Raw genomic sequence first — 18,271 nt, 5'->3', positions numbered from 1 at the left:
TACGGTTTAGACTGATAAGTATAAGTGGAGAAAATAATGGGATATCGGGTCGTAGTCGCGGGCGCTACCGGTAATGTAGGCCGTGAAATGTTAGCGATTTTGGCTGAACGTGAATTCCCGATTGACGAAATCGCTGTTCTGGCATCAGCACGCAGCCAGGGAACGCCAGTTGAATTTGGTGATTCTGGTAAAACCCTGAAGGTTCAGAATATCGAAAACTTCGATTGGAAGGGCTGGGACATTGCCCTGTTCGCTGTCGGATCAGAAGCCACTAAAAAATATGCACCGATTGCCGCTGCCGCAGGTTGCACGGTTATCGATAACTCTTCTTTATTCCGTATGGATCCGGATGTGCCGTTGGTGGTGCCGGAAGTAAATCCGGAAGCCGTCGATCTTTACAAAAAGAAGAATATCATCGCTAACCCGAACTGCTCGACAGCTCAGTTGGTGGTTGCTTTAAAGCCGTTGCATGACGCTGCCAAAATCAAACGTGTTGTTGTAACGACTTACCAGTCGGTTTCCGGTGCTGGTAAAGCGGGCATGGATGAATTGTTCGAACAGAGCCGTGCCATTTTTGTGGGCGACCCGATCGAACCGAGAAAATTCACCAAGCAGATCGCTTTCAACGTCATTCCGCATATCGACGTCTTCCTTGATGATGGTTTCACCAAAGAAGAATGGAAGATGGTCGTTGAAACCAAAAAAATTCTTGATCCCAAGATCAAATTGGTTGCCACCTGTGCCCGTGTTCCGGTCTTCGTCAGCCATGCTGAAGCCGTTAATATTGAATTTGAAAATGAAATGACCGCCGATCAGGCTCGTGAAATTCTGCGCGAAGCTCCGGGTGTCATGGTCGTTGATAAGCATGAAGATGGTGGTTACATCACCCCGGCAGAAGCCGTAGGCGATTTCGCTACCTATATCAGCCGTATTCGCGAAGATCCGACGGTTGATAACGGTTTGGTTATCTGGGTTGTTTCCGACAATCTCCGTAAAGGTGCAGCCTTGAATGCTGTCCAGATTGCTGAATTGCTGGGACGTCGCCATTTGAAAAAAGGCTGATACCCTTAAGAACACATAAATAATAATTTTTTAAAAGGCGGACTATTTAGAATAGGCCGCCTTTTTGTTTTAAAGTTTAAGTTAAAATTACATGTAATTTAAAATACATAAAAATATTTTCTCAATTTTCTTGAAATAGATTTTCATAATTCTTGTTTTTGTATTATAAACTTATTCCAACAATAGATTTTGATTTAATGTGTAAACTGGAATGGTTTTATGGCCGCTTCACTGCAAACGGCATATTTTACGGCTCATGATGGCATCAAATTGGCATGGCACGAAATAGGTGACGGTATTCCCCTTGTTTTACTCCATGGGCTTTTTTCTTCAGCCTCGGTAAACTGGATACAACCTGGTCATGCTGCCTTTTTGGCACAGGCAGGCTTTCGGGTCATTATGCCGGATCTACGGGGACATGGTGAAAGCGGATATTCGCCTTCTCCCTCTTGGCCAAAAGCTATTCTGACACAGGATTGCCACGACCTAATCGACCATCTTGGATTGCAAAACTGGATTCTGGGTGGTTACTCCCTTGGGGCGCGTATTTCCGCTCATTTTTGCTTGGGCAAAAATCTTCCCAAAAAACTGATCCTCGCAGGGATGGGGCTAACAGGCTTGACCGATATTGGCCTTAATCTTGCGCTTTTTAAACGCGCACTTGGTCAGGATCGCTTTCCCCAAGGCTCTTCGGAACGTTTCATACAAAGCTTTCTTCGCCAGACTGGATGTAACAAAACGGCGATGCTAGCTTTGCTTGAAAGTCAGTTCCCGCTATCGCCTGATGAAATATCACAAATAGCCGTCACGACATTGGTTTTATCGGGAGAGAAAGATCGCTTTAATGGATCGCCGCTCAATTTGAAAGAAACGCTACCGGATGCCATGCTTGCATGGGTGCCGGGTGATCATATGAGCGCCGTGGGGCAGGGGGCATTAGCCGTTAAAATAGCTGATTTTGTAAAAAAACCGTAATGGATACGTCTTTGTCAGTGATTTTCTAAAACTCAGAAAGTGAATGAACTGGCTTTTTTCAGAGATGGATAAATTTTATAATGCTCAACAGTAATAACTGTTTTTGCTAGGTTACAATGGTTGATTCGCGAATTCTGCTGCTCTCGGGTAGAGATATAATGGCTTTGTAATATCACTTTCATTTTTACAGTTACCCAATTTTTTGGTCTTTTTTTTGCAGGAGTTTTCATCTTTATGCCATTGGGACAGCAAATAGCGCCATATCTCCCTTTACTCCGTCGTTATGCACGGGCTCTTACTGGAGATCAGACGTCAGGTGACAGATTGGTTCGGGCTACTTTGGAAGCCATTATTGCGGCACCCGAAATTTTCCCGCGTGACGTCGAACCGCGCCTTGGCCTTTACACGGTTTTCCATCGTTTATGGCAAAAACATACCGAAAGCCTGTCGGCAGCTAATCACGATGAAGAAGGCAAGGCTGGTATCGCCTATAGCCGTCTGTCACCGATTACGCCGAAATCACGGCAGGCTTTGCTCCTGACCGCAATGGAAGGCTTCTCACCCAAGGATGCTGCCTATCTGATGGGTGTTTCCGATGCTCAGATCGATCAGTGGTTACAAGAAGCCATTGCCGAAATCGATCGTCAGATTCACAGCAAGGTTCTTATTGTCGAAGATGAGCCGATTATCGCTTTCGATATCGAAACGCTTGTCCGTGATTTGGGGCATGACGTGATTGGTATTGCGACCACGCGCAGTGAAGCGGTTTCCATGGCAAAAGCCAACCCGCCTGGCCTAATCTTGTCCGATATTCAACTGGCAGATGATAGCTCCGGCATCGATGCTGTTCAGGACATTCTGAAAGAGATCGATGTTCCGGTTATTTTCATTACCGCTTTTCCGGAACGTCTACTCACCGGAGAACGTCCGGAGCCGACTTTTCTGATTACCAAACCATTTCAAGTGGACACAATTAAGGCTACTATTGCACAGGCTTTATTTTGTAATCCCCTAAGTCTCGCAGCCTGATTTTCAGGCCAGATACAAAGCAGGCTTATTCATTCGCCCGTATCTGAAATTTTGACGGAGGACGGCATGATCAACAATCATGAAAAAGAGGCAAATTCTCCGGCGTATAATCTTTCCAAATTGGTAAAAGACAAAAAGGATTCTTCCAAAATTACTGACGATACGGGCGATAAACCAGAACATATTTCTTTATCTGACGAAGATTTTAGGATTCAACTTGCTGAAGTTATTCCTCATCTTCGTGCTTTTGGCCGATCCTTATCGGGCAATCGCGATGTGGCCGATGATCTGGTGCAAGAAACACTGTTAAAAGCATGGGGCGCAAGACTGCGCTTTCAGGCTGGTACCAGTATGCGGGCTTGGACTTTTATCATCTTGCGCAACCTGTTTCTTTCGCAGATGCGTCGTTCTCGTTTCAAAAGCGAATGGAACGAAGAAGCCGCTGCCAAGCAATTGGTCGTTTCTGCCGGACAAGATCAGAATTTGATGCTCGGCGATATCCAGCGTGCTTTGGGGCAATTACCCACGGCACAGCGTGAAGCCTTGATCCTGATCGGGGCAGGGGGCTTTTCTTATGAAGAGGCCGCTGAAATTTGCGAATGTGCGGTTGGTACGATCAAAAGTCGGGTCGCTCGCGGACGGGTTGCATTGGAAAAACTCGTTGATGGTGAAAATCTGGCTTCCCGTCACAATTCCGAAAACTCTCAGCGTTCAGCTCTCGATATGATTATGGATGAGGTAAGCGACCTCAGCCACGGCCATTGATACGTTGCTTTTTGAAATAAAATTGCCCGAAACGGCGGGCATTTTTATTCAAAAACGCGGCTTTCTCTCTGCTTTTTTCTTGGAAAAAGCTGCGCCTGTTTATTTCAAATGATTTGAACGCATCAGGCCTTCTATTCAGCGTATCTTCACCCTCATGCCCTTGCCCATTTTTTTTATAACAGTATCAATGAAGATGCTGATGGGAGAAGGTAATGATCGCTAAAGACTCTATACAAAATAGAGCGACAAATGTCGTTGCGCAGGATAAGCAAGGTATGAAATTCGAACATAATCGTCTTTGGTTAAAAATAAGTTTACTCGCGGTTATGATTTCTACGCCCGCGCTGGCTTCCAAACATCATTCCTCCAGCAAAAGCAGCGCTTCTCACTCTTCTTCTCATGCAGTCACGCTTCATCAGAAAAAGAGTGCCGCCTTTCATTCTGTCTCCAGCCATTCCTATTCTTCGGGAAAGGTAGGGCATTCCAAGTCCGGCCACTTTTCTTTGGCGCATTATCAGGGCAGCCGTTATGGCAGTCATTACGCTATGTCGCGCAGCGCTTCCCATTTTGCCGTTGCTCATAGAAGCTTCTATCATGGCTTCCAGCCAATTTCGATTGACCCGTCGCCTGAAATGGTAAACGCCTCTCACGATGAACCTGTTAACCGCGACAATCAATATCACAAGCTTTTCGTCTCTTGGGCAAAAGCCGATGCGGCTGAAACTGAAAAATCGGCAGTTGTGCCTTCTGCAACGCCTCTGAATTCCCGCTTCTTGCTGACCAGCCCCTTTGGCGTGCGCTCTGATCCTTTCCGTCGTCATTCTGCTATGCATGCCGGTGTTGATCTGGCTGCCCCCTATGGCACCCCCGTTTATGCCAGCGCCGATGGCGTGGTTGATCGGGCAGGTGGGGCTTCCGGTTATGGTAATCTGGTTGAAATCGACCATGGTCACATGATCCAGACCCGCTACGGCCATTTATCCCGCATTATGGTGCATGAAGGTCAGGCTATCAAACGGGGCGATCTGATCGCGCTTATGGGTTCAACGGGTCGTTCAACAGGCAGCCATTTGCATTACGAAGTCCGTATCCAAGGCGAAGCCGTTAATCCGGTGCCCTTCTTGGCGGTTGATTCCTATCACATGGCGATGCTGGATAATGTTTCTGCCGGTGCACAGGGCGGGCCTGAAAAAGATATCAAAGATGTCAGAGTTCAGCATAACAAATAATCGAAAACTGACATCGCTATAATCGAAAATCGGTTTCAATAGGTTGGTCATGACAGCTTGTCTGTCATGATTTCCGGCTTATTTTAAAAAAATGACAAATGACCCATCTGCAAAACCACCGGTTACCTTTAGTCAGGCTGCTGCCGAGCGCGTAACTGAAATCGCGCATCAGCAAAAAAAGCCTGCTATCTTGCGCTTATCAGTTGAAGGCGGCGGCTGTTCCGGCTTTCGCTATCAATATGCTTTGGCTGACCAAGCCGAAGCTGACGACTGCCAAGTGCAGCAAGGCGATGCTGTCTTGATTGTTGATCCAGTCAGCCTAGACCTTTTAGCCGGCGCTACCGTCAATTTTGTAAAATCTATCAACGGCTCCGCTTTCCAGATTGATAACCCGAATGCGGTTTCTGGCTGTGGTTGCGGTTCCAGCTTCTCTATCTAATGCTTAAAATTGCTAGTTTTAACGTAAACGGCATCAATGCCCGTTTACCCCGATTGGTCGAATGGCTAGAAAAATTTCAGCCTGATATCGTCTGCTTACAGGAATTGAAAGCAGATGATACGCGTTTTCCCAAAGAAGAAATCGAAAAAACAGGATATCATTGCCTGTTTCACGGGCAAAAAGCCTATAATGGCGTGGCTATTCTTTCAAAAGAAAAGCCAAAGCTCATTAGAACACATCTGCTGAATGATCCTGATCTCGACCAATCCCGCTATATCGAGGTTGAGGTTAATAACCTAACGATTGCCAGTCTTTATCTACCGAATGGCAATCCTCTAAATAGCCCGAAATACGACTATAAGCTGGCATGGTTTAACGCTTTTCTGGCACATGCCCAATCATTATGGAACGCCGAAAAGCCAGTTATTCTAGCCGGTGATTATAATGTCGTGCCGTCTTTTGATGTAAAAGACATTCGAAATGCTGCGGTATTGGTAGATAATGCTTTACTCGCGCCCGAAAGCCTTTCTTATTGGCGACGATTATTGGCAACCGGATGGACGGACAGCTTGCGGGTCAGACATCCTTCCGAACCGCTTTATAGCTTCTGGGATTACCAAGCGCAAAGCTGGCCACGCGATGAAGGTATGCGCATCGACCATATCTTGCTGACGCCATCCTTGGCCGATCGTCTGATAGATGCGGGTGTCGACCGTCAAGTCAGGGGACAAGAAAAGGCCAGCGACCACGCCCCTGTCTGGATAAAACTCGAAGATCAAAAGTAATTATTATCCGCAGAAAACGGCTTACTCCAAAATCTTTCTTATCTTTTCCTCTCATTGGACAGATAAGAAAGACGCCTATTCAGAATTAAACCTGCCAGATTGCTTCTTGGGCGATTTCTGTGATCTGCCATCGGCTGGATGAACCAATTAGTCACATCAGCTAGCTATCGCTATGCCTGATTATCTTATGAGAAAGGTTATGTTAGCCGCCAAAATCAACGATCATGACGGTTAACCGCGTTACAACTCTAATCAACGATAAACAGCTTGGCACCCGTCTGCGTCGATGAACGATGGGCAGCATCACCAAAATCAGACACCTGATAACCCATGCCTGCCGTAAGTTTAAACTTGCGACCATCCCGTAGCTCGCTGTCTAATTCGCCTTCAAGTACAAAAAGAACATGTCTACGATCACACCAATGGTCGGCCAGATAACCAGCCGTATATTCAACCATACGAACGCGCAGATCACCAATATTGAGGGTGCGCCACAAGGCTTTTCCGCTTTCCCCTGGATGCTCGGTGACAGGCACGGCACCCCAATCGGTAACAGTAAAGGGCAATGTTGGTATCTTCATGCGAGGCATCCTATAAGACTCTGTACCAGAGAGTATATTATACGGTAACTGAGCTGTCTATAAACTCAGTCACCGTTCAAACTTTTGGATTAGACTTTGATCGGATGCTCCGACACATTCACTCGACTTTGCAGATGGGCTTCGACTACCGAGCTCTCAGCCTCATCTTCAAAGGATAGCCGCAATCAAATTATCACCGGATCAGATGCCAGCGTAATTACCCTTAAAACGGCTTTTAGATATCCTTTTGATATATCCGATAGATACGGTTTACTTCGCTTTTGATCGCTGTTGCAATCGAGCGCATGCCTTGATTGTTGTCCAAAATCCAGCCGATTTCACCTCTGGTCGCACCAAAGTCCTTCACCGAATTACGCCGAATATATTCGATCATCATAAAGGCCATTTGACCGGCAAGGCGGGAAGCTTGGAATTTTTTCCGAACACCCATCAAAGGCACCCGCATGGTTCTTACTTTGGGATGCCGTAGCCACCACAGCATTTTGATGAAGTTAAAGGGGAATAGCTTCCCTTTAAACTCTGCCAGCTTTTCATTCACATCCGGCAAAGTCATCATAAAAGCGGCAGGTTCGCCATCAATTTCGGCGATCATAATCAGCTCGTCATAGACAATCGGTTCCAGATTGTGACGCGCATGTTCGATTTCGTGATCGGTTAACGGAATATAGCCCCAGTTTTTCGACCACGCATCATTCAGGATATCCATCAAAATTTTGGCTTCACTAATGAAGTCTTTTTTGCGGGCAGGCCTGATCGTAATCCGATGATTTTTTTCGCCAGAGGCTACAATTTTCTGGATAATTTCAGGAAACGGCTTGGTGATATCCAGCTCATAGGTAAACAGGTCTTTGATACCCTGATGCCCATAATCTTCGATCCAACCCCGATATTCGGGACGCTGATGTCCCATCATAATGGTCGGGGAATGATCATGGCCTTTGATAAGTAATCCGGGTTCTTCCCAGATAGAAAGGCTGATTGGGCCTATCAGTTTTTTGACGCCCCGTTTTTCATGCCATTTTTCAACCGTCTTCAGAAGGGCATGCGCCACTTCTTCATCTACGGCTTCGAACATACCCCACATGCCAACATCTTTACCACCGCCCTGTTCTGGTGGTGATTGCTGAACCAGTTGGTCAATCTGTGCCGATATCCGCCCAACCAGTTCGCCATTTCTTTCAGCCAGAAAATATTCTGCCGTAGCATGTTCAAACCACGGATTTTTCTCGCTGTTTAACTGCTCTCTCAATTCACTCCGCAAAGGGGCAATCCAATTTGGATTGTCTTTGTTCAATTGATAAGCAACTTCAATAAAGCGGTTTAAATTACGGCTTTGGGTTGTCCCAATAGGGTATATTTTTAGATCAGCCATAAGGATAATATCAGGCCTCTTCATTTTCAAAAGACGCTTTACGACATAAGGCATGGCCTTAGTTCAAGCGGTAGAAAGACAATCAGGAACGGATGCTATGTCCTTGGGCTACGGATAGCATCCTGACACAGAATTACGCAAAATTAGCGGATGTTTGATCCACTCCTTCAAAAAAGCTTTTATAATGGTCTTTTTCTTTGGGGCTAGATAAAATTTCACCCTCCGAATACAGCTCAACTCGTGGATATTCCTTGGTAATTTCAAGAGCATATCCCGAATTGAAGAAGGTCGGACTTTCTTCCGACTGACCATGACGAATATAACCGGTTTCAAATAGATAAATATAACTGCCTAATAAACCCGCCATATACCCTATACAGGCACCACTGAAACCACCGATTAAATAACCAAGCAGGGCAGTAGCCAATGCCATATAGGCCACGGGCAGGCCATCATGGAAATAGACACTCACCCATTCTTTAAACGACATTCGTCCAAGATGATGCGGCTTTTTCCATAAGCATACAGCTGTGTTTAATGTCTTGGCATCAGTTGTATTCATCGTCATAATCCTCGTCGATCCGAAAGACACTTGCAAAAGCAGGTTTCAATCGAAACCGAAGTCAGAAAGTTTTTGTGGTTATTAAGGCGCAATAAGGCCTTTTTGAGGCAAAATTAAACAATAAAAACCCGAAAGTTTCCAAAAGGTATCATTATGAAAATTAACCGTTGCATGTCTGCACTTTCAAAAACGGTTCTTTTTAATTGTTTATCTGCTGGCCTTTTGATCGGGGGTGTCGCCCTATCCGGTTGCAAGGATGGTTCCCGCGATAGCGTGAATGCCACCGCCCATCCCGATACAGATATCGCTTTGGGTACAATTAATGATGAGATGGCCAGCGAAAGCATCTTTGAACAAGATGGTGAAAACAGCATACAGGCAACCAGTCTGCCGGTAAATTAAAGATAAAATCGACCACCCCGTTACCTTGATGATGGATGTTTTTCTTCGGAAAGAAAAGACAGACTCCTTCTAAAAAAGGTATAAGGAAGTCTTATTTTCTTGGCCGGTTGCTTTGGCTTTTTCTTTTGATAGATAAAAATTGGATAGCCAATCCGGCTAAAATATGTTTTTTCGATTCCAGATGGTTTATAAACAGACAGCTTTTAAAAAGCGTTATAAATCACAGATTAAGTTGGACTGTCTAAGCAGCCTTTTTTATTCCAGCCTTCCTTTTCTTCTATCAATATGTTTCAGGATCGGCTGCCAAGTTATTACATCGGGAGAGCTTATATTATGATCATTTCTTTCGGTCGTCGGATAGCCTCTGTTCTGACGGCAGGGTTTGTTTCAGCTGGATTGCTGTCTTCGGCACCGGCGGCTGCAAACACCGGATACCTGTTTTGGTCTCCGCATGATTTTTCCGGTAAACCGGTTAAAGACAATGATCCATCGGTCGTTCTACCCCTTGCTGGCGCCACTCCGGCTGAACAGCGCGCCAACTTGGTCTGGACGTTACGGTCAGGATTGAATGTTGCGGCTCTGCAATGCCAATTTTCACCCATCCTTGAAACGGCACATAGCTATAACGAAATCCTTGCCACCCATAAACGTGAATTGGCTTCTGCTTATACTTTGCTCGGGGGCTATTTCCGCCGGACGGGTGGCCGTTTCGGTCAGGTCAAATTCGACCAGCATTCCACACAGACCTACAATCATTTTTCAACGATGCAGGCACAGTTGGGCTTTTGTGACACGGCGGCGTCTATCGGTCATGAAGCGATGATTCATCCGCGTGGAAGCCTGTTTACTCTGGCTGAAAAACGGATGCAGGAATTCAGAAACAGCCTTGTTCCAGTCAAAGATATTCTGGCACCACAGGTAAAATTGACCTCTGAACCCCCTTTGCCACCCTTCAATAGCGAATGTTGGGATAAAAATCGCCTCAGCCGTAAATGTCAGGCTGGCTGAAAGTGAAAGACAGGCCGGCCATTCTTCCTTTGGGGGAATGGCCTTCCCGAAAGCCGGTTTTACTTACTGTTCCCCATGCTGGCCGCTTTTATCCTGAAGATTTGCTGCAAAAACTGCGTTGTGAACCGGAAAAGCTGATTATCTTCGAAGATCGCTTTGCCGATCTTCTTGTCGATACAGCGGTCGCTTCCGGTTTTTCGGCTTTGGTTGCCTGTTCTCCCCGTGTCCTGATAGATTTAAACCGACATCATCTGGAAATTGACCCAATGATGATTGATCCCCCTTTATCTTTAGACAGCGTGATTTTAACCTATCGTTCTCGTAATGGGCTGGGGTTATTTCCCAATTATCTATCGGGCTTTGGCGCTTTATATCACCATCCCATAGCTTTAAGCGAAGCACAGCATCGCATCGAAAACTATCACCTTCCATGGCACAGCCTTATCGCCAAGGCGTTAGGCGATATTAAATCCCATTATGGGGCGGCTGTTTTGCTGGATATCCATTCGATGCCGCCCTTGATACCGGATGGGGCGGGGGCTGCTGCCGATATTGTTATCGGAACCGCTTACGGTCACAGTGCATCTTCAGAAGTCGCTTTTCTCGCGGCTGAAATTATCAAAAAACACGGCTTAAATCCGGTTTTTAATAAACCTTATGCAGGCGGCTATACTTTGGACAGGCATGGTAAACCATCCTCGTCACGCCATGCTTTACAGATCGAAATAAACCGCGCTCTTTATCTTGATGACAATCTTTACCATCCATCCGATGCTGTTTCAGCCATCAGGCATCTTGTCCATGATATGGCTGAAACGATGACCCATTATATCGAAGCATCAAACTAACAGATAAAAAGCTACTCTTCGGTTCTTACCAGTACCGCTTCCCCGATCAGGAAAAACAAAACAAACGGCGCACATGCTGCTAATAATGGCGGATATGTCCCCAAATTACCCATGGCCAAGGCAAAGTTATCCGCGACAAAATAAGCAAAACCCAAAGACATACCAATAACGATACGAACAAACAGTTTACCTGACCGCGCCAATCCGAAACCCGCGACCGAACCCAAAATAGGCATCAAAATAACGGCAAACGCACCAGTGAAACGATGCAGTAAACCCGCCTTTAATTCGTCCGTTGGCCGTCCTGCGGCATCCAAAGATCGGATGGCCTGATATAAAGGAATAACTTCCTTTTCCTCTGCTTTGACATCCGCCAGCGTAAAGCGTTCCGGCGGCAAATCCGTATTGATATCGTAAACCGCTTTTTCGGTGACTGAATCCTTGGCAACGTCAAAATATTTGACGTGGTTCAAATGCCATCCATGCCCCGTCCATACGCCATCATCTGCGGATAAAATGCTGACCAGAGTTTTATTGATACGATGATAAACCGTAATATCCGACAGACGGATTTTATCGCCATAGCCTTGAACATTGGAGACATGAATCAACCGATCTCCATCCCGAACCCAAATATTGACCCCACTTGTCGCGGCGGGTGGCGGGTGACCATAATCAACGGCTTGCCATGCATCTAACCTTGCTGTGGCGCGGGTTACAATCCGATCATTGAAAACAAAGCTGACGCAGGCGATTACAAAACAACTGGCAATAAGCGGCATCAATATCTGATGTGCCGAAATACCCGCTGCTTTCATCGAGATGATTTCACTATTCTGGTTTAAAGTGCTGAGCGTAATCAGCACTCCCAACAGAACGGCAAAGGGTAAAAACCGCGCGGTTAATTGTGGTGTTCGTAATAGAACATAATGGAATAATTCGGCTTGCCCGTTGCCTTTAACTGCTAAAATTCGGCCTGATTCCCCTAACATATCGAGGGTTTGCAGAATAAAAATCAATGCCGCCAAAACAGCAAAACATCTGAAAACGAAAAGCTTCGACAGATAAAGGGCAATCTGGCGTGATGCGAAAATTCTTCTTATCATGCCTTAACCCCTCCTGATGAAAATCGTTTAAAGAATTGGACAATCCGCGAAGAAATGCGGGCAAAAAACCATTCCAATGCCCCAATCGGCTGACCGCCTGGTACATAGGTCAAGGTATGATACATCCGCCAAACCAGCAGGCTAAACAGAATAAACGGTACCCACATCATAATCATCGGGTCGATTTTGCCCAATCCCCCGATCGCCTGACAATATTGATTCAGCTTATGATCCGTGACCAAAATCAGGATCGACAGAAACACACCTAAAGACGACGTAGAACGCTTTGGTGGAATAGCCAAGGTCAAGGCCAACATCGGTAAAAGAAACATCGTCGCCACTTCAACCAGACGAAAATGCAGATTGGCGCGTAGTTGGTTTCTCAGCTTTTTGGGTAGGTGTTTTTGATGCAGAACATAGAAAAGTTCTGTCAGGGTCATTTCCTGTTGGTTACCATCTCGCCCACGAAAATTCTCAACGGCTGGTAACTTAATGGGTAAATCATGATTTTCAAAAGTCAGCACACGAGGCGTCGTAAAATCAGGCCGATTATGGATTAACAATCCGTGATTTAAACGCAAAAGAATAACATTCGGATCATCGGACGGCATAAAACGCCCATTATCAGCCGTCACTGTCAACTTTTGCCCGTTATCTGGATCTTCGCTGGTGCCAAAAATACCAGACAGGTTACGCCCGCTATCCTGACTGCCTTCAACCCGTAGCGTCATATGGGTGCCTAATTTGGTAAATTCACCCACTCGGATGGCCGCGCCCAAGGCACCCGACCGCAATTCGTAGCGCAAATCTTCATAGGCATAATGGGAATAAGGCTCAATATAACCGACAATGGCGAGGTTAATAAGCGCAAAGAAAAAGGCAAAAATATAAGGAATACGCAATAAACGGCCATAGCTAATCCCGACTGCCCGAAGAACGTCCAACTCTGACTGAAGTGCTAATTTGCGAAAGGCTAATAAAATACCTAACATCAATCCGATTGGGATACCTAGCGACATATATTCCGGCAACATATTCGCCAGCATCCGCCAGACAACACTAACGGGGCCGCCCTGATTGGCAACGAAGTCAAAAAGCTTTAACATCTTGTCCAGCACCATTAACATGGCCGACACAATCAAGGTTGTGACCATAGGTACTGTGATCAGACGGATCAGATAACGATCAATAGCATTAAAAATTCTCAAGCTTTATGCGCTCCTCACCATTTTATGGCCGCAATCACCAGTCAGAAGTAACGATCCACGGAGACGCCGAATCTTTATGACCGTGCGTCGTTATTTTCGGGCTATAGCTTTCCGGAGTAAATAGGTCATGTTGAAATTGACAGCCTTTATCGCATCCATCCCTTTGATAATAGGCGTAAATGCGGCAAACGCCGCGATTTTGGGGCCGTATGCCGCTTCCTGCCAAAAAGGAAGCCAGACACCGGCTATTCTGGTGCATGTCGAAGGCCTGAAAAATCGCAACGGAACCCTGCGGGTTCAGGCTTATGAAGCCGATCAAAAAGTCTATTTTGAAAAAGGAAAATATCTCAATCGCGTGGAAATGCCTCTTCCTTCGGAAGGCACTATTGATGTCTGCCTGACCGTGCCAAAAGCCGGTGATTACACCGTTTTGGTGCGTCATAAAAACGGCGATAGCGACCGTGAAGACGGCGGCGGTTTTTCGGGTAATCCATCCATGTCGTTAATGGATGTTGCGTTAAAGCATAAACCCCCTCTAAAAGCCTCTACTATTACCGTCAGCAACAGTGTTTTAGATATTAAAATTATTATGAAATATATTCAGGGTCTCAGTTTTAAACCGATCGCGTCTGCCGGTCAGGATAACAAGAAAAGCGAGGTCACGCGATGACTTCGGTTGCCTTGCTATCTAATCCACAATCTACCGGCAATCGCGCAAAATTACCTGACATCAGGCATTTCTGTATTCAGGAAGATGATGTCTTCCATTACGAAGTCGAAGCCGTGGAACAGATAGGGGAGGCGTTATCCAGTATTGCTAAAACGCGGCCATCTATTTTGGTCGTGAATGGCGGGGATGGTACTGTCCAAACTGTTTTGACTGCTCTTTACACCGGCAATTTCTTTGAAAAAGACAGGGTGCCGCCGGTTGCAGTGCTACCCAACGGGAAAACAAACCTGATCGCTTTGGATCTAGGGGCGGAAGGTGATCCTGTTGTGGCCTTGCAAAAAATCATGAACATTGCCCGTGGCGGTGTTGATGAACATATTGTCAAACGCGAATTGATCGCCTTATCGGATGATAGCGATAAACCACCAGTCCTCGGGATGTTTCTCGGTGGGGCAGGACTGGCCGATCTTATCATCTATTGCCGTGATACGATTTATCCGCTCGGGCTACCTAATGGTATCAGCCATGTGATCGCCGCTTTTGCCTTGCTGATCTCTCTGTTTTTCCGCGCACCATTATCTTTCTTGCCGCGTTCTGCGCGCCCGATTAGGCTTTCTTTGCTCCATCAAGGCGAGATTAAAGGTAATTTCTCGCTCATGGTGGTTACCACTTTGGAACGCCTTTTGGTCGGCACGCATGTGTTCCAGCAAAGCCCACAAGATCAAGGGTCAATGAAGCTGATGATGGTCGACCAAAATCCGTTCCATCTGATGCATGCGGTCGCGGTGGGGATCGTTGGCCGCTTAGGAAAAAGCGATATCAAAGGCGTCTATCTGAAGCAGGATGATGAAATCATCATTGCGGGCGAACGCTCCCATCTTATCCTTGATGGGGAGGTTTTCTTTGCCGATGACGAGCATCCGGTTACTTTACGGCATACAGAGCCTATTTCTTTTGTGAAGCTTGCGGTCTAATTCTGTTGCACTAATCTTATAAAAGCAGGGGGCTAACCGCGTTTCTCGCAGTTATGATATGCTATAAATATATGATGCAAATGAAATGGAAGAATACGGATGTGCATGGCCTGAAAAGCATCATTGGAGAAGAATTAACGAAGCCAGTTATACCAGATATATCCGACATGGCGGCGGCCATCGCGGCCAAGCATGGTTCTGCAAAGGCCGTGCTTTTTTACGGATCGGCATTACGGGCAACCGATCTTGATGGCTTAATGCTGGATTTTTATCTGATTGTTGATGACTATCATCAGGCCTATTCGTGCCGTTGGCTCGTCTGGGCGAATAAATGCCTGCCACCTAATGTTTTTCTTTTCCGCTATAAAGACATGGTCGCCAAATATGCGGTTTTGACCCTTTCTGATTTCCGGCGATTGGCGTCACTTGAAACGCTTTCGGTTTCGGTCTGGGCGCGCTTTGCGCAACCGACGCGTCTTGTCTGGGCAAAGGATAATGAAGCGATCAAGGCAACAACCGCGGTTGTTGCTTGCGCGGCACCTACTTTATTGGAAGCAGCAGCACCGTTATTTTCTGGTTCGCAAGACCCGCTTGATCGTTGGAGGGAAGCCTTCCGACTGACATATCAGGCAGAATTGCGGGTTGAAAAATCGGATGGGCGTGCGGATCTGATCGTTGACAGTAATGCCGATTATTATCGCCATATTACCCAAGCCGTGGTCGCGCATCTCAGCCGCAATTTGCCCAGCCGAAAACAGGCCTTGCGCCTATGGGCAAAAAGAAGACGGCGTGGAAAATGGCTAAGCCTCTTTCGTCTTGCTAAGGCCAGCTTCACCTTTGCGGGTGGTCTTGATTATCTGGCTTGGAAAATAAACCGCCATGCCGGTACGCAAATTATCATCAAGCCGTGGCAACGCCGTTTCCCCATTATCGGGGCATTAACCCTGTTACCTCGCTTGCTGGCAAAAGGTACCGTGCGGTAACCACGCGCCATTCACGACAATAAAAAAGAACCGGCCTTTCCGCCGGTTCTTTTGTTTCTAGCCCAAATTCTGCAATAACCCTGTTGTCAAAATTTGCGGTAATATTTGGATTTCACCTTCCGCTGGATAATAAAGATAAAGCGGAATACCCGAACGATGCACCTTGCCTAGAAAACGGGTAATTTCAGGATCACCATTCGTCCAGTCGCCATGCAAGGTCACAATCCCTTTTTGTCGAAAAGCCTGACGCGTGCTGTCCCGATCAATCGCCATTTTTTCGTTTACTTTACAGGTGAGGCACCAATCAGCCGAGAAATAGATAAAGAGCGGCTTTTTCTGACGATGCAGTTCTTCTACCGCATTTTCACTAAAACGCTGCACCTCTGGGGCATCCGCCGCCGTTTCTGTCTTTGGCGAAGCCTCTTGGGCAATCGGTCGAGAAGGGGTGAATGCCCCAATAATCACCGAAAAGATGATCGCAATCAACGCTGGCAAGAAACTGTAATCTTTACCTTTTTGCTGTCTTTTGCCCGTCCACCAAAGACCTGATGCCGACAACAGACAGATACCCAAGGCAACGATTAAACCATCGCTTCCGATCTGATGCCCTAATGTCCATCCTAACCACAAAGAAGTGATAAACATTGGTATGGCCAGAATATGCCGCATGGTTGCCATCCATGCTCCGGGTCTTGGTAACAAACGGCGCACTGACGGAATAAAACCAATGGCCAAAAATGGCAAAGCCATCCCAAAGCCTAATCCAGCAAATACCATTAAAGATTCAATCGGGGATAACACCAATGCAACCCCAATTGCGGCTGCCATGAACGGCCCCGTGCAAGGCGTGGCGATAAAGGCTGCCAAAGCACCGGTCGTAAAGGCACCCAAAAGGCTATCCTGCTTCGGGTTCGTTCCACCGTTAAAGCTGGGGAGCTCAAATAATCCGGCAAGGTTAAAGCCGATCATCGCGGTTAGAACCATCAAGGCCAAAACAATATGGGGATATTGCAACTGAAATGCCCATCCGACCGCATGGCCGCCAGCACGGAACAGCAGCAAGCTGCCTCCCAATCCTAAACAGACCATAATCACACCTGCACTATAGGCCGATGCTTCCAGACGATGTGCTTTTTCGGGAGCATGGGTGCGGGCGAGGCTTAACGCTTTCAAACTCAAAATCGGGAAAACGCAGGGCATGATATTTAAAATCAAGCCACCGATGAATGCGCCCCCCAAAGCCAGCCATAACAGCTTACCACTATGGCGCGGTGGCGCCTCTTCTTGATTGGCAGGGTTCGCTGCTACCGTTTTCGCTTGGCCTTCTTCACTATTCGACGAAAGAATAACGGGTGCTTTATCCGGTAAACTAATGCTATCCTTTCGGGCATTGATCCAGAAACCCTGATTATCTTTCAGACGCAAAACACCTTCGATATTCGATGGTATCTGCGCTTTATTGCGAAGCGGCAAAACAAGGAAAAGGGTATCCCCCTGTCTGAAAAGCTGCTGATTGGCGCTATAGTCAAAAACGCCATCTTGAGATGGGAAAAACCACAAACCATCGCTGGCGGTATTAACCTTTTCCTGTTCCGGATAATCCAGCTTCAGAACAATGTTATTCTCTTTTTCTGCGAATAAAGCCGGTATTCCGCTGGTTTCGGGTAATGCACGACGGAAAGTCTGAAACAGACTTTGGTTCTCCGGCGACACTTCCCCTTTGCCGATGCGCAACAAGAAATGGCGTTCTGCGGTTTCCGGCACACAACTGGTATCGGTGCAGGCCAGCCAATTTAACTGTGCGGATATGGGTAACTCTGTCCCAATCGGCAGACCCGCTGGAATATTAAGGTCAACCAATAATCTGTAATCATGGCGATAGACATAGCTCATCAAACCGGCGACTTTCATCTTTTCCGGTATAGGATATTGGATAGCCCCCGCTGTTATCTTTCGTGGAAAATGCCAGATGATTTCGGTTTCTTGTCCAGCATCACCTCCGTTTTTCCAATAGCCGTGCCAGCCATTATGCGGCTTCATTTCCAAAGCTATAGTCACCTTGCCACCCGCCATCGGGGTCGAGCTTTCCGCAATAAATTGCGGCTCGATATGAAGGTCACTGTCACTATCGGATAATGTCGCTGCTGAAAGAGGAAATAGAAAAAGGGCTAAAGCCCAGCAAAAAAGGCAGCCAAAGGCGCGGTAAACGGAGGCCAATATCGTCATATCGGCAAAGGTAACATTTCTTTTTA

Annotated in this window: 19 protein-coding genes; 13 read left to right on the top strand and 6 right to left on the bottom strand. The window is 46.6% G+C overall.

From position 1 onward, the window contains the following. Positions 1-36: 36 nt before the first annotated feature. The 7 genes from FBY58_RS06645 to xth all read left to right on the top strand — a co-directional run bounded on the left by FBY58_RS06645 (position 37) and on the right by xth (position 6,284). On the top strand, positions 37-1,062 hold the full coding sequence (locus tag FBY58_RS06645) for an aspartate-semialdehyde dehydrogenase (RefSeq protein WP_141920097.1): 1,026 nt from the start codon (positions 37-39) through the stop codon (positions 1,060-1,062). A gap of 219 nt (positions 1,063-1,281) precedes the next feature. Next, positions 1,282-2,037, top strand: coding sequence for an alpha/beta fold hydrolase (locus FBY58_RS06640; protein ID WP_141920096.1), 756 nt, complete (start codon positions 1,282-1,284; stop codon positions 2,035-2,037). A 234-nt stretch (positions 2,038-2,271) separates the two neighbouring features. After that, positions 2,272-3,066, top strand: a complete 795-nt coding sequence (locus tag FBY58_RS06635; protein ID WP_141920094.1) for a response regulator — start codon at positions 2,272-2,274, stop codon at positions 3,064-3,066. Positions 3,067-3,132: 66 nt separating this feature from the next. After that, positions 3,133-3,831: a sigma-70 family RNA polymerase sigma factor gene (locus tag FBY58_RS06630; protein ID WP_141920092.1), complete on the top strand. Its 699-nt coding sequence runs from the start codon at positions 3,133-3,135 to the stop codon at positions 3,829-3,831. A gap of 212 nt (positions 3,832-4,043) precedes the next feature. Next, the gene (locus tag FBY58_RS06625) at positions 4,044-5,060 is read left to right on the top strand and encodes a M23 family metallopeptidase (protein ID WP_141920089.1); all 1,017 of its coding nucleotides are present in this window, start codon (positions 4,044-4,046) and stop codon (positions 5,058-5,060) included. Positions 5,061-5,151: 91 nt separating this feature from the next. After that, positions 5,152-5,499, top strand: coding sequence for an iron-sulfur cluster insertion protein ErpA (gene erpA, locus FBY58_RS06620; protein WP_141920087.1), 348 nt, complete (start codon positions 5,152-5,154; stop codon positions 5,497-5,499). Further along, entirely contained in the window at positions 5,499-6,284 is a 786-nt protein-coding gene (gene xth / locus FBY58_RS06615) for an exodeoxyribonuclease III (protein ID WP_141920085.1), read from the top strand. Before erpA ends, xth begins: the two co-directional genes overlap by 1 nt. A 248-nt stretch (positions 6,285-6,532) precedes the next feature. On the opposite strand, the gene FBY58_RS06610 is transcribed toward xth, so the two are convergent. The 3 genes from FBY58_RS06610 to FBY58_RS06600 form a co-directional block, all read right to left on the bottom strand. Further along, positions 6,533-6,865: a DHCW motif cupin fold protein gene (locus FBY58_RS06610; protein ID WP_141920083.1), complete on the bottom strand. Its 333-nt coding sequence runs from the start codon at positions 6,863-6,865 to the stop codon at positions 6,533-6,535. A 235-nt stretch (positions 6,866-7,100) separates the two neighbouring features. Then, the gene (locus FBY58_RS06605) at positions 7,101-8,258 is read right to left on the bottom strand and encodes a GNAT family N-acetyltransferase (RefSeq protein WP_141920647.1); all 1,158 of its coding nucleotides are present in this window, start codon (positions 8,256-8,258) and stop codon (positions 7,101-7,103) included. A 133-nt stretch (positions 8,259-8,391) separates the two neighbouring features. Continuing rightward, on the bottom strand, positions 8,392-8,826 hold the full coding sequence (locus FBY58_RS06600) for a hypothetical protein (RefSeq protein WP_260432132.1): 435 nt from the start codon (positions 8,824-8,826) through the stop codon (positions 8,392-8,394). A gap of 147 nt (positions 8,827-8,973) precedes the next feature. On the opposite strand from FBY58_RS06600, the gene FBY58_RS06595 reads away from it, so the two are divergent. The 3 genes from FBY58_RS06595 to FBY58_RS06585 all read left to right on the top strand — a co-directional run bounded on the left by FBY58_RS06595 (position 8,974) and on the right by FBY58_RS06585 (position 11,078). Next, on the top strand, positions 8,974-9,222 hold the full coding sequence (locus tag FBY58_RS06595; RefSeq protein ID WP_141920081.1) for a hypothetical protein: 249 nt from the start codon (positions 8,974-8,976) through the stop codon (positions 9,220-9,222). Between the two features lie 333 nt (positions 9,223-9,555). Next, a complete protein-coding gene (locus tag FBY58_RS06590; protein ID WP_141920079.1) occupies positions 9,556-10,230 on the top strand; it encodes a hypothetical protein in 675 nt (224 codons plus the stop codon). Positions 10,231-10,232: 2 nt separating this feature from the next. Beyond that, positions 10,233-11,078: an N-formylglutamate amidohydrolase gene (locus FBY58_RS06585; protein ID WP_141920077.1), complete on the top strand. Its 846-nt coding sequence runs from the start codon at positions 10,233-10,235 to the stop codon at positions 11,076-11,078. An 11-nt stretch (positions 11,079-11,089) separates the two neighbouring features. Here the strand turns inward: FBY58_RS06585 and lptG are convergent, their stop codons facing one another. Together lptG and lptF are read right to left on the bottom strand one after the other, a co-directional pair. Further along, positions 11,090-12,184 carry an LPS export ABC transporter permease LptG gene (gene lptG / locus FBY58_RS06580; protein WP_141920075.1) on the bottom strand — a complete coding sequence of 365 codons (1,095 nt, stop codon included), beginning with the start codon at positions 12,182-12,184 and terminating at the stop codon, positions 11,090-11,092. After that, entirely contained in the window at positions 12,181-13,392 is a 1,212-nt protein-coding gene (gene lptF, locus FBY58_RS06575; RefSeq protein WP_141920073.1) for an LPS export ABC transporter permease LptF, read from the bottom strand. The genes lptG and lptF overlap by 4 nt, the downstream gene beginning before the upstream one ends. 127 nt (positions 13,393-13,519) lie before the next feature. On the opposite strand from lptF, the gene FBY58_RS06570 reads away from it, so the two are divergent. The 3 genes from FBY58_RS06570 (at position 13,520) to FBY58_RS06560 (ending at position 16,019) form a co-directional block, all read left to right on the top strand. Further along, positions 13,520-14,062 (top strand): DUF2141 domain-containing protein, encoded by a 543-nt coding sequence (locus tag FBY58_RS06570; protein ID WP_141920071.1) that lies wholly within the window; start codon positions 13,520-13,522, stop codon positions 14,060-14,062. Further along, the gene (locus tag FBY58_RS06565) at positions 14,059-15,036 is read left to right on the top strand and encodes a diacylglycerol kinase family protein (protein ID WP_141920069.1); all 978 of its coding nucleotides are present in this window, start codon (positions 14,059-14,061) and stop codon (positions 15,034-15,036) included. Before FBY58_RS06570 ends, FBY58_RS06565 begins: the two co-directional genes overlap by 4 nt. Before the next feature lie 74 nt (positions 15,037-15,110). Beyond that, entirely contained in the window at positions 15,111-16,019 is a 909-nt protein-coding gene (locus FBY58_RS06560) for a hypothetical protein (RefSeq protein WP_141920645.1), read from the top strand. Between the two features lie 57 nt (positions 16,020-16,076). Here the strand turns inward: FBY58_RS06560 and FBY58_RS06555 are convergent, their stop codons facing one another. Continuing rightward, complete coding sequence (locus tag FBY58_RS06555; protein WP_141920067.1) at positions 16,077-18,245, bottom strand: protein-disulfide reductase DsbD; 2,169 nt, start codon at positions 18,243-18,245, stop codon at positions 16,077-16,079. Positions 18,246-18,271 lie beyond the last annotated feature (26 nt).

This window comes from Zymomonas mobilis, from assembly GCF_006715975.1.
Lineage (GTDB): Bacteria > Pseudomonadota > Alphaproteobacteria > Sphingomonadales > Sphingomonadaceae > Zymomonas > Zymomonas mobilis_B.
This window is presented reverse-complemented; position numbering and strand designations above follow the sequence as displayed.

Bases quoted from the DNA above. Each gene is read 5' to 3' on its own strand.
- FBY58_RS06630 (WP_141920092.1), top strand. From the start codon at position 3,133: ATGATCAACAATCATGAAAAAGAGGCAAATTCTCCGGCGTATAATCTT.
- FBY58_RS06605 (WP_141920647.1), bottom strand. From the start codon at position 8,258: ATGGCTGATCTAAAAATATACCCTATTGGGACAACCCAAAGCCGTAAT.
- FBY58_RS06590 (WP_141920079.1), top strand. From the start codon at position 9,556: ATGATCATTTCTTTCGGTCGTCGGATAGCCTCTGTTCTGACGGCAGGG.
- FBY58_RS06555 (WP_141920067.1), bottom strand. From the start codon at position 18,245: ATGACGATATTGGCCTCCGTTTACCGCGCCTTTGGCTGCCTTTTTTGC.
- FBY58_RS06625 (WP_141920089.1), top strand. From the start codon at position 4,044: ATGATCGCTAAAGACTCTATACAAAATAGAGCGACAAATGTCGTTGCG.
- erpA (WP_141920087.1), top strand. From the start codon at position 5,152: ATGACAAATGACCCATCTGCAAAACCACCGGTTACCTTTAGTCAGGCT.
- FBY58_RS06560 (WP_141920645.1), top strand. From the start codon at position 15,111: ATGCAAATGAAATGGAAGAATACGGATGTGCATGGCCTGAAAAGCATC.
- FBY58_RS06565 (WP_141920069.1), top strand. From the start codon at position 14,059: ATGACTTCGGTTGCCTTGCTATCTAATCCACAATCTACCGGCAATCGC.
- FBY58_RS06595 (WP_141920081.1), top strand. From the start codon at position 8,974: ATGAAAATTAACCGTTGCATGTCTGCACTTTCAAAAACGGTTCTTTTT.
- FBY58_RS06635 (WP_141920094.1), top strand. From the start codon at position 2,272: ATGCCATTGGGACAGCAAATAGCGCCATATCTCCCTTTACTCCGTCGT.
- lptG (WP_141920075.1), bottom strand. From the start codon at position 12,184: ATGATAAGAAGAATTTTCGCATCACGCCAGATTGCCCTTTATCTGTCG.
- FBY58_RS06610 (WP_141920083.1), bottom strand. From the start codon at position 6,865: ATGAAGATACCAACATTGCCCTTTACTGTTACCGATTGGGGTGCCGTG.
- FBY58_RS06645 (WP_141920097.1), top strand. From the start codon at position 37: ATGGGATATCGGGTCGTAGTCGCGGGCGCTACCGGTAATGTAGGCCGT.
- FBY58_RS06640 (WP_141920096.1), top strand. From the start codon at position 1,282: ATGGCCGCTTCACTGCAAACGGCATATTTTACGGCTCATGATGGCATC.
- FBY58_RS06600 (WP_260432132.1), bottom strand. From the start codon at position 8,826: ATGACGATGAATACAACTGATGCCAAGACATTAAACACAGCTGTATGC.
- FBY58_RS06570 (WP_141920071.1), top strand. From the start codon at position 13,520: ATGTTGAAATTGACAGCCTTTATCGCATCCATCCCTTTGATAATAGGC.
- xth (WP_141920085.1), top strand. From the start codon at position 5,499: ATGCTTAAAATTGCTAGTTTTAACGTAAACGGCATCAATGCCCGTTTA.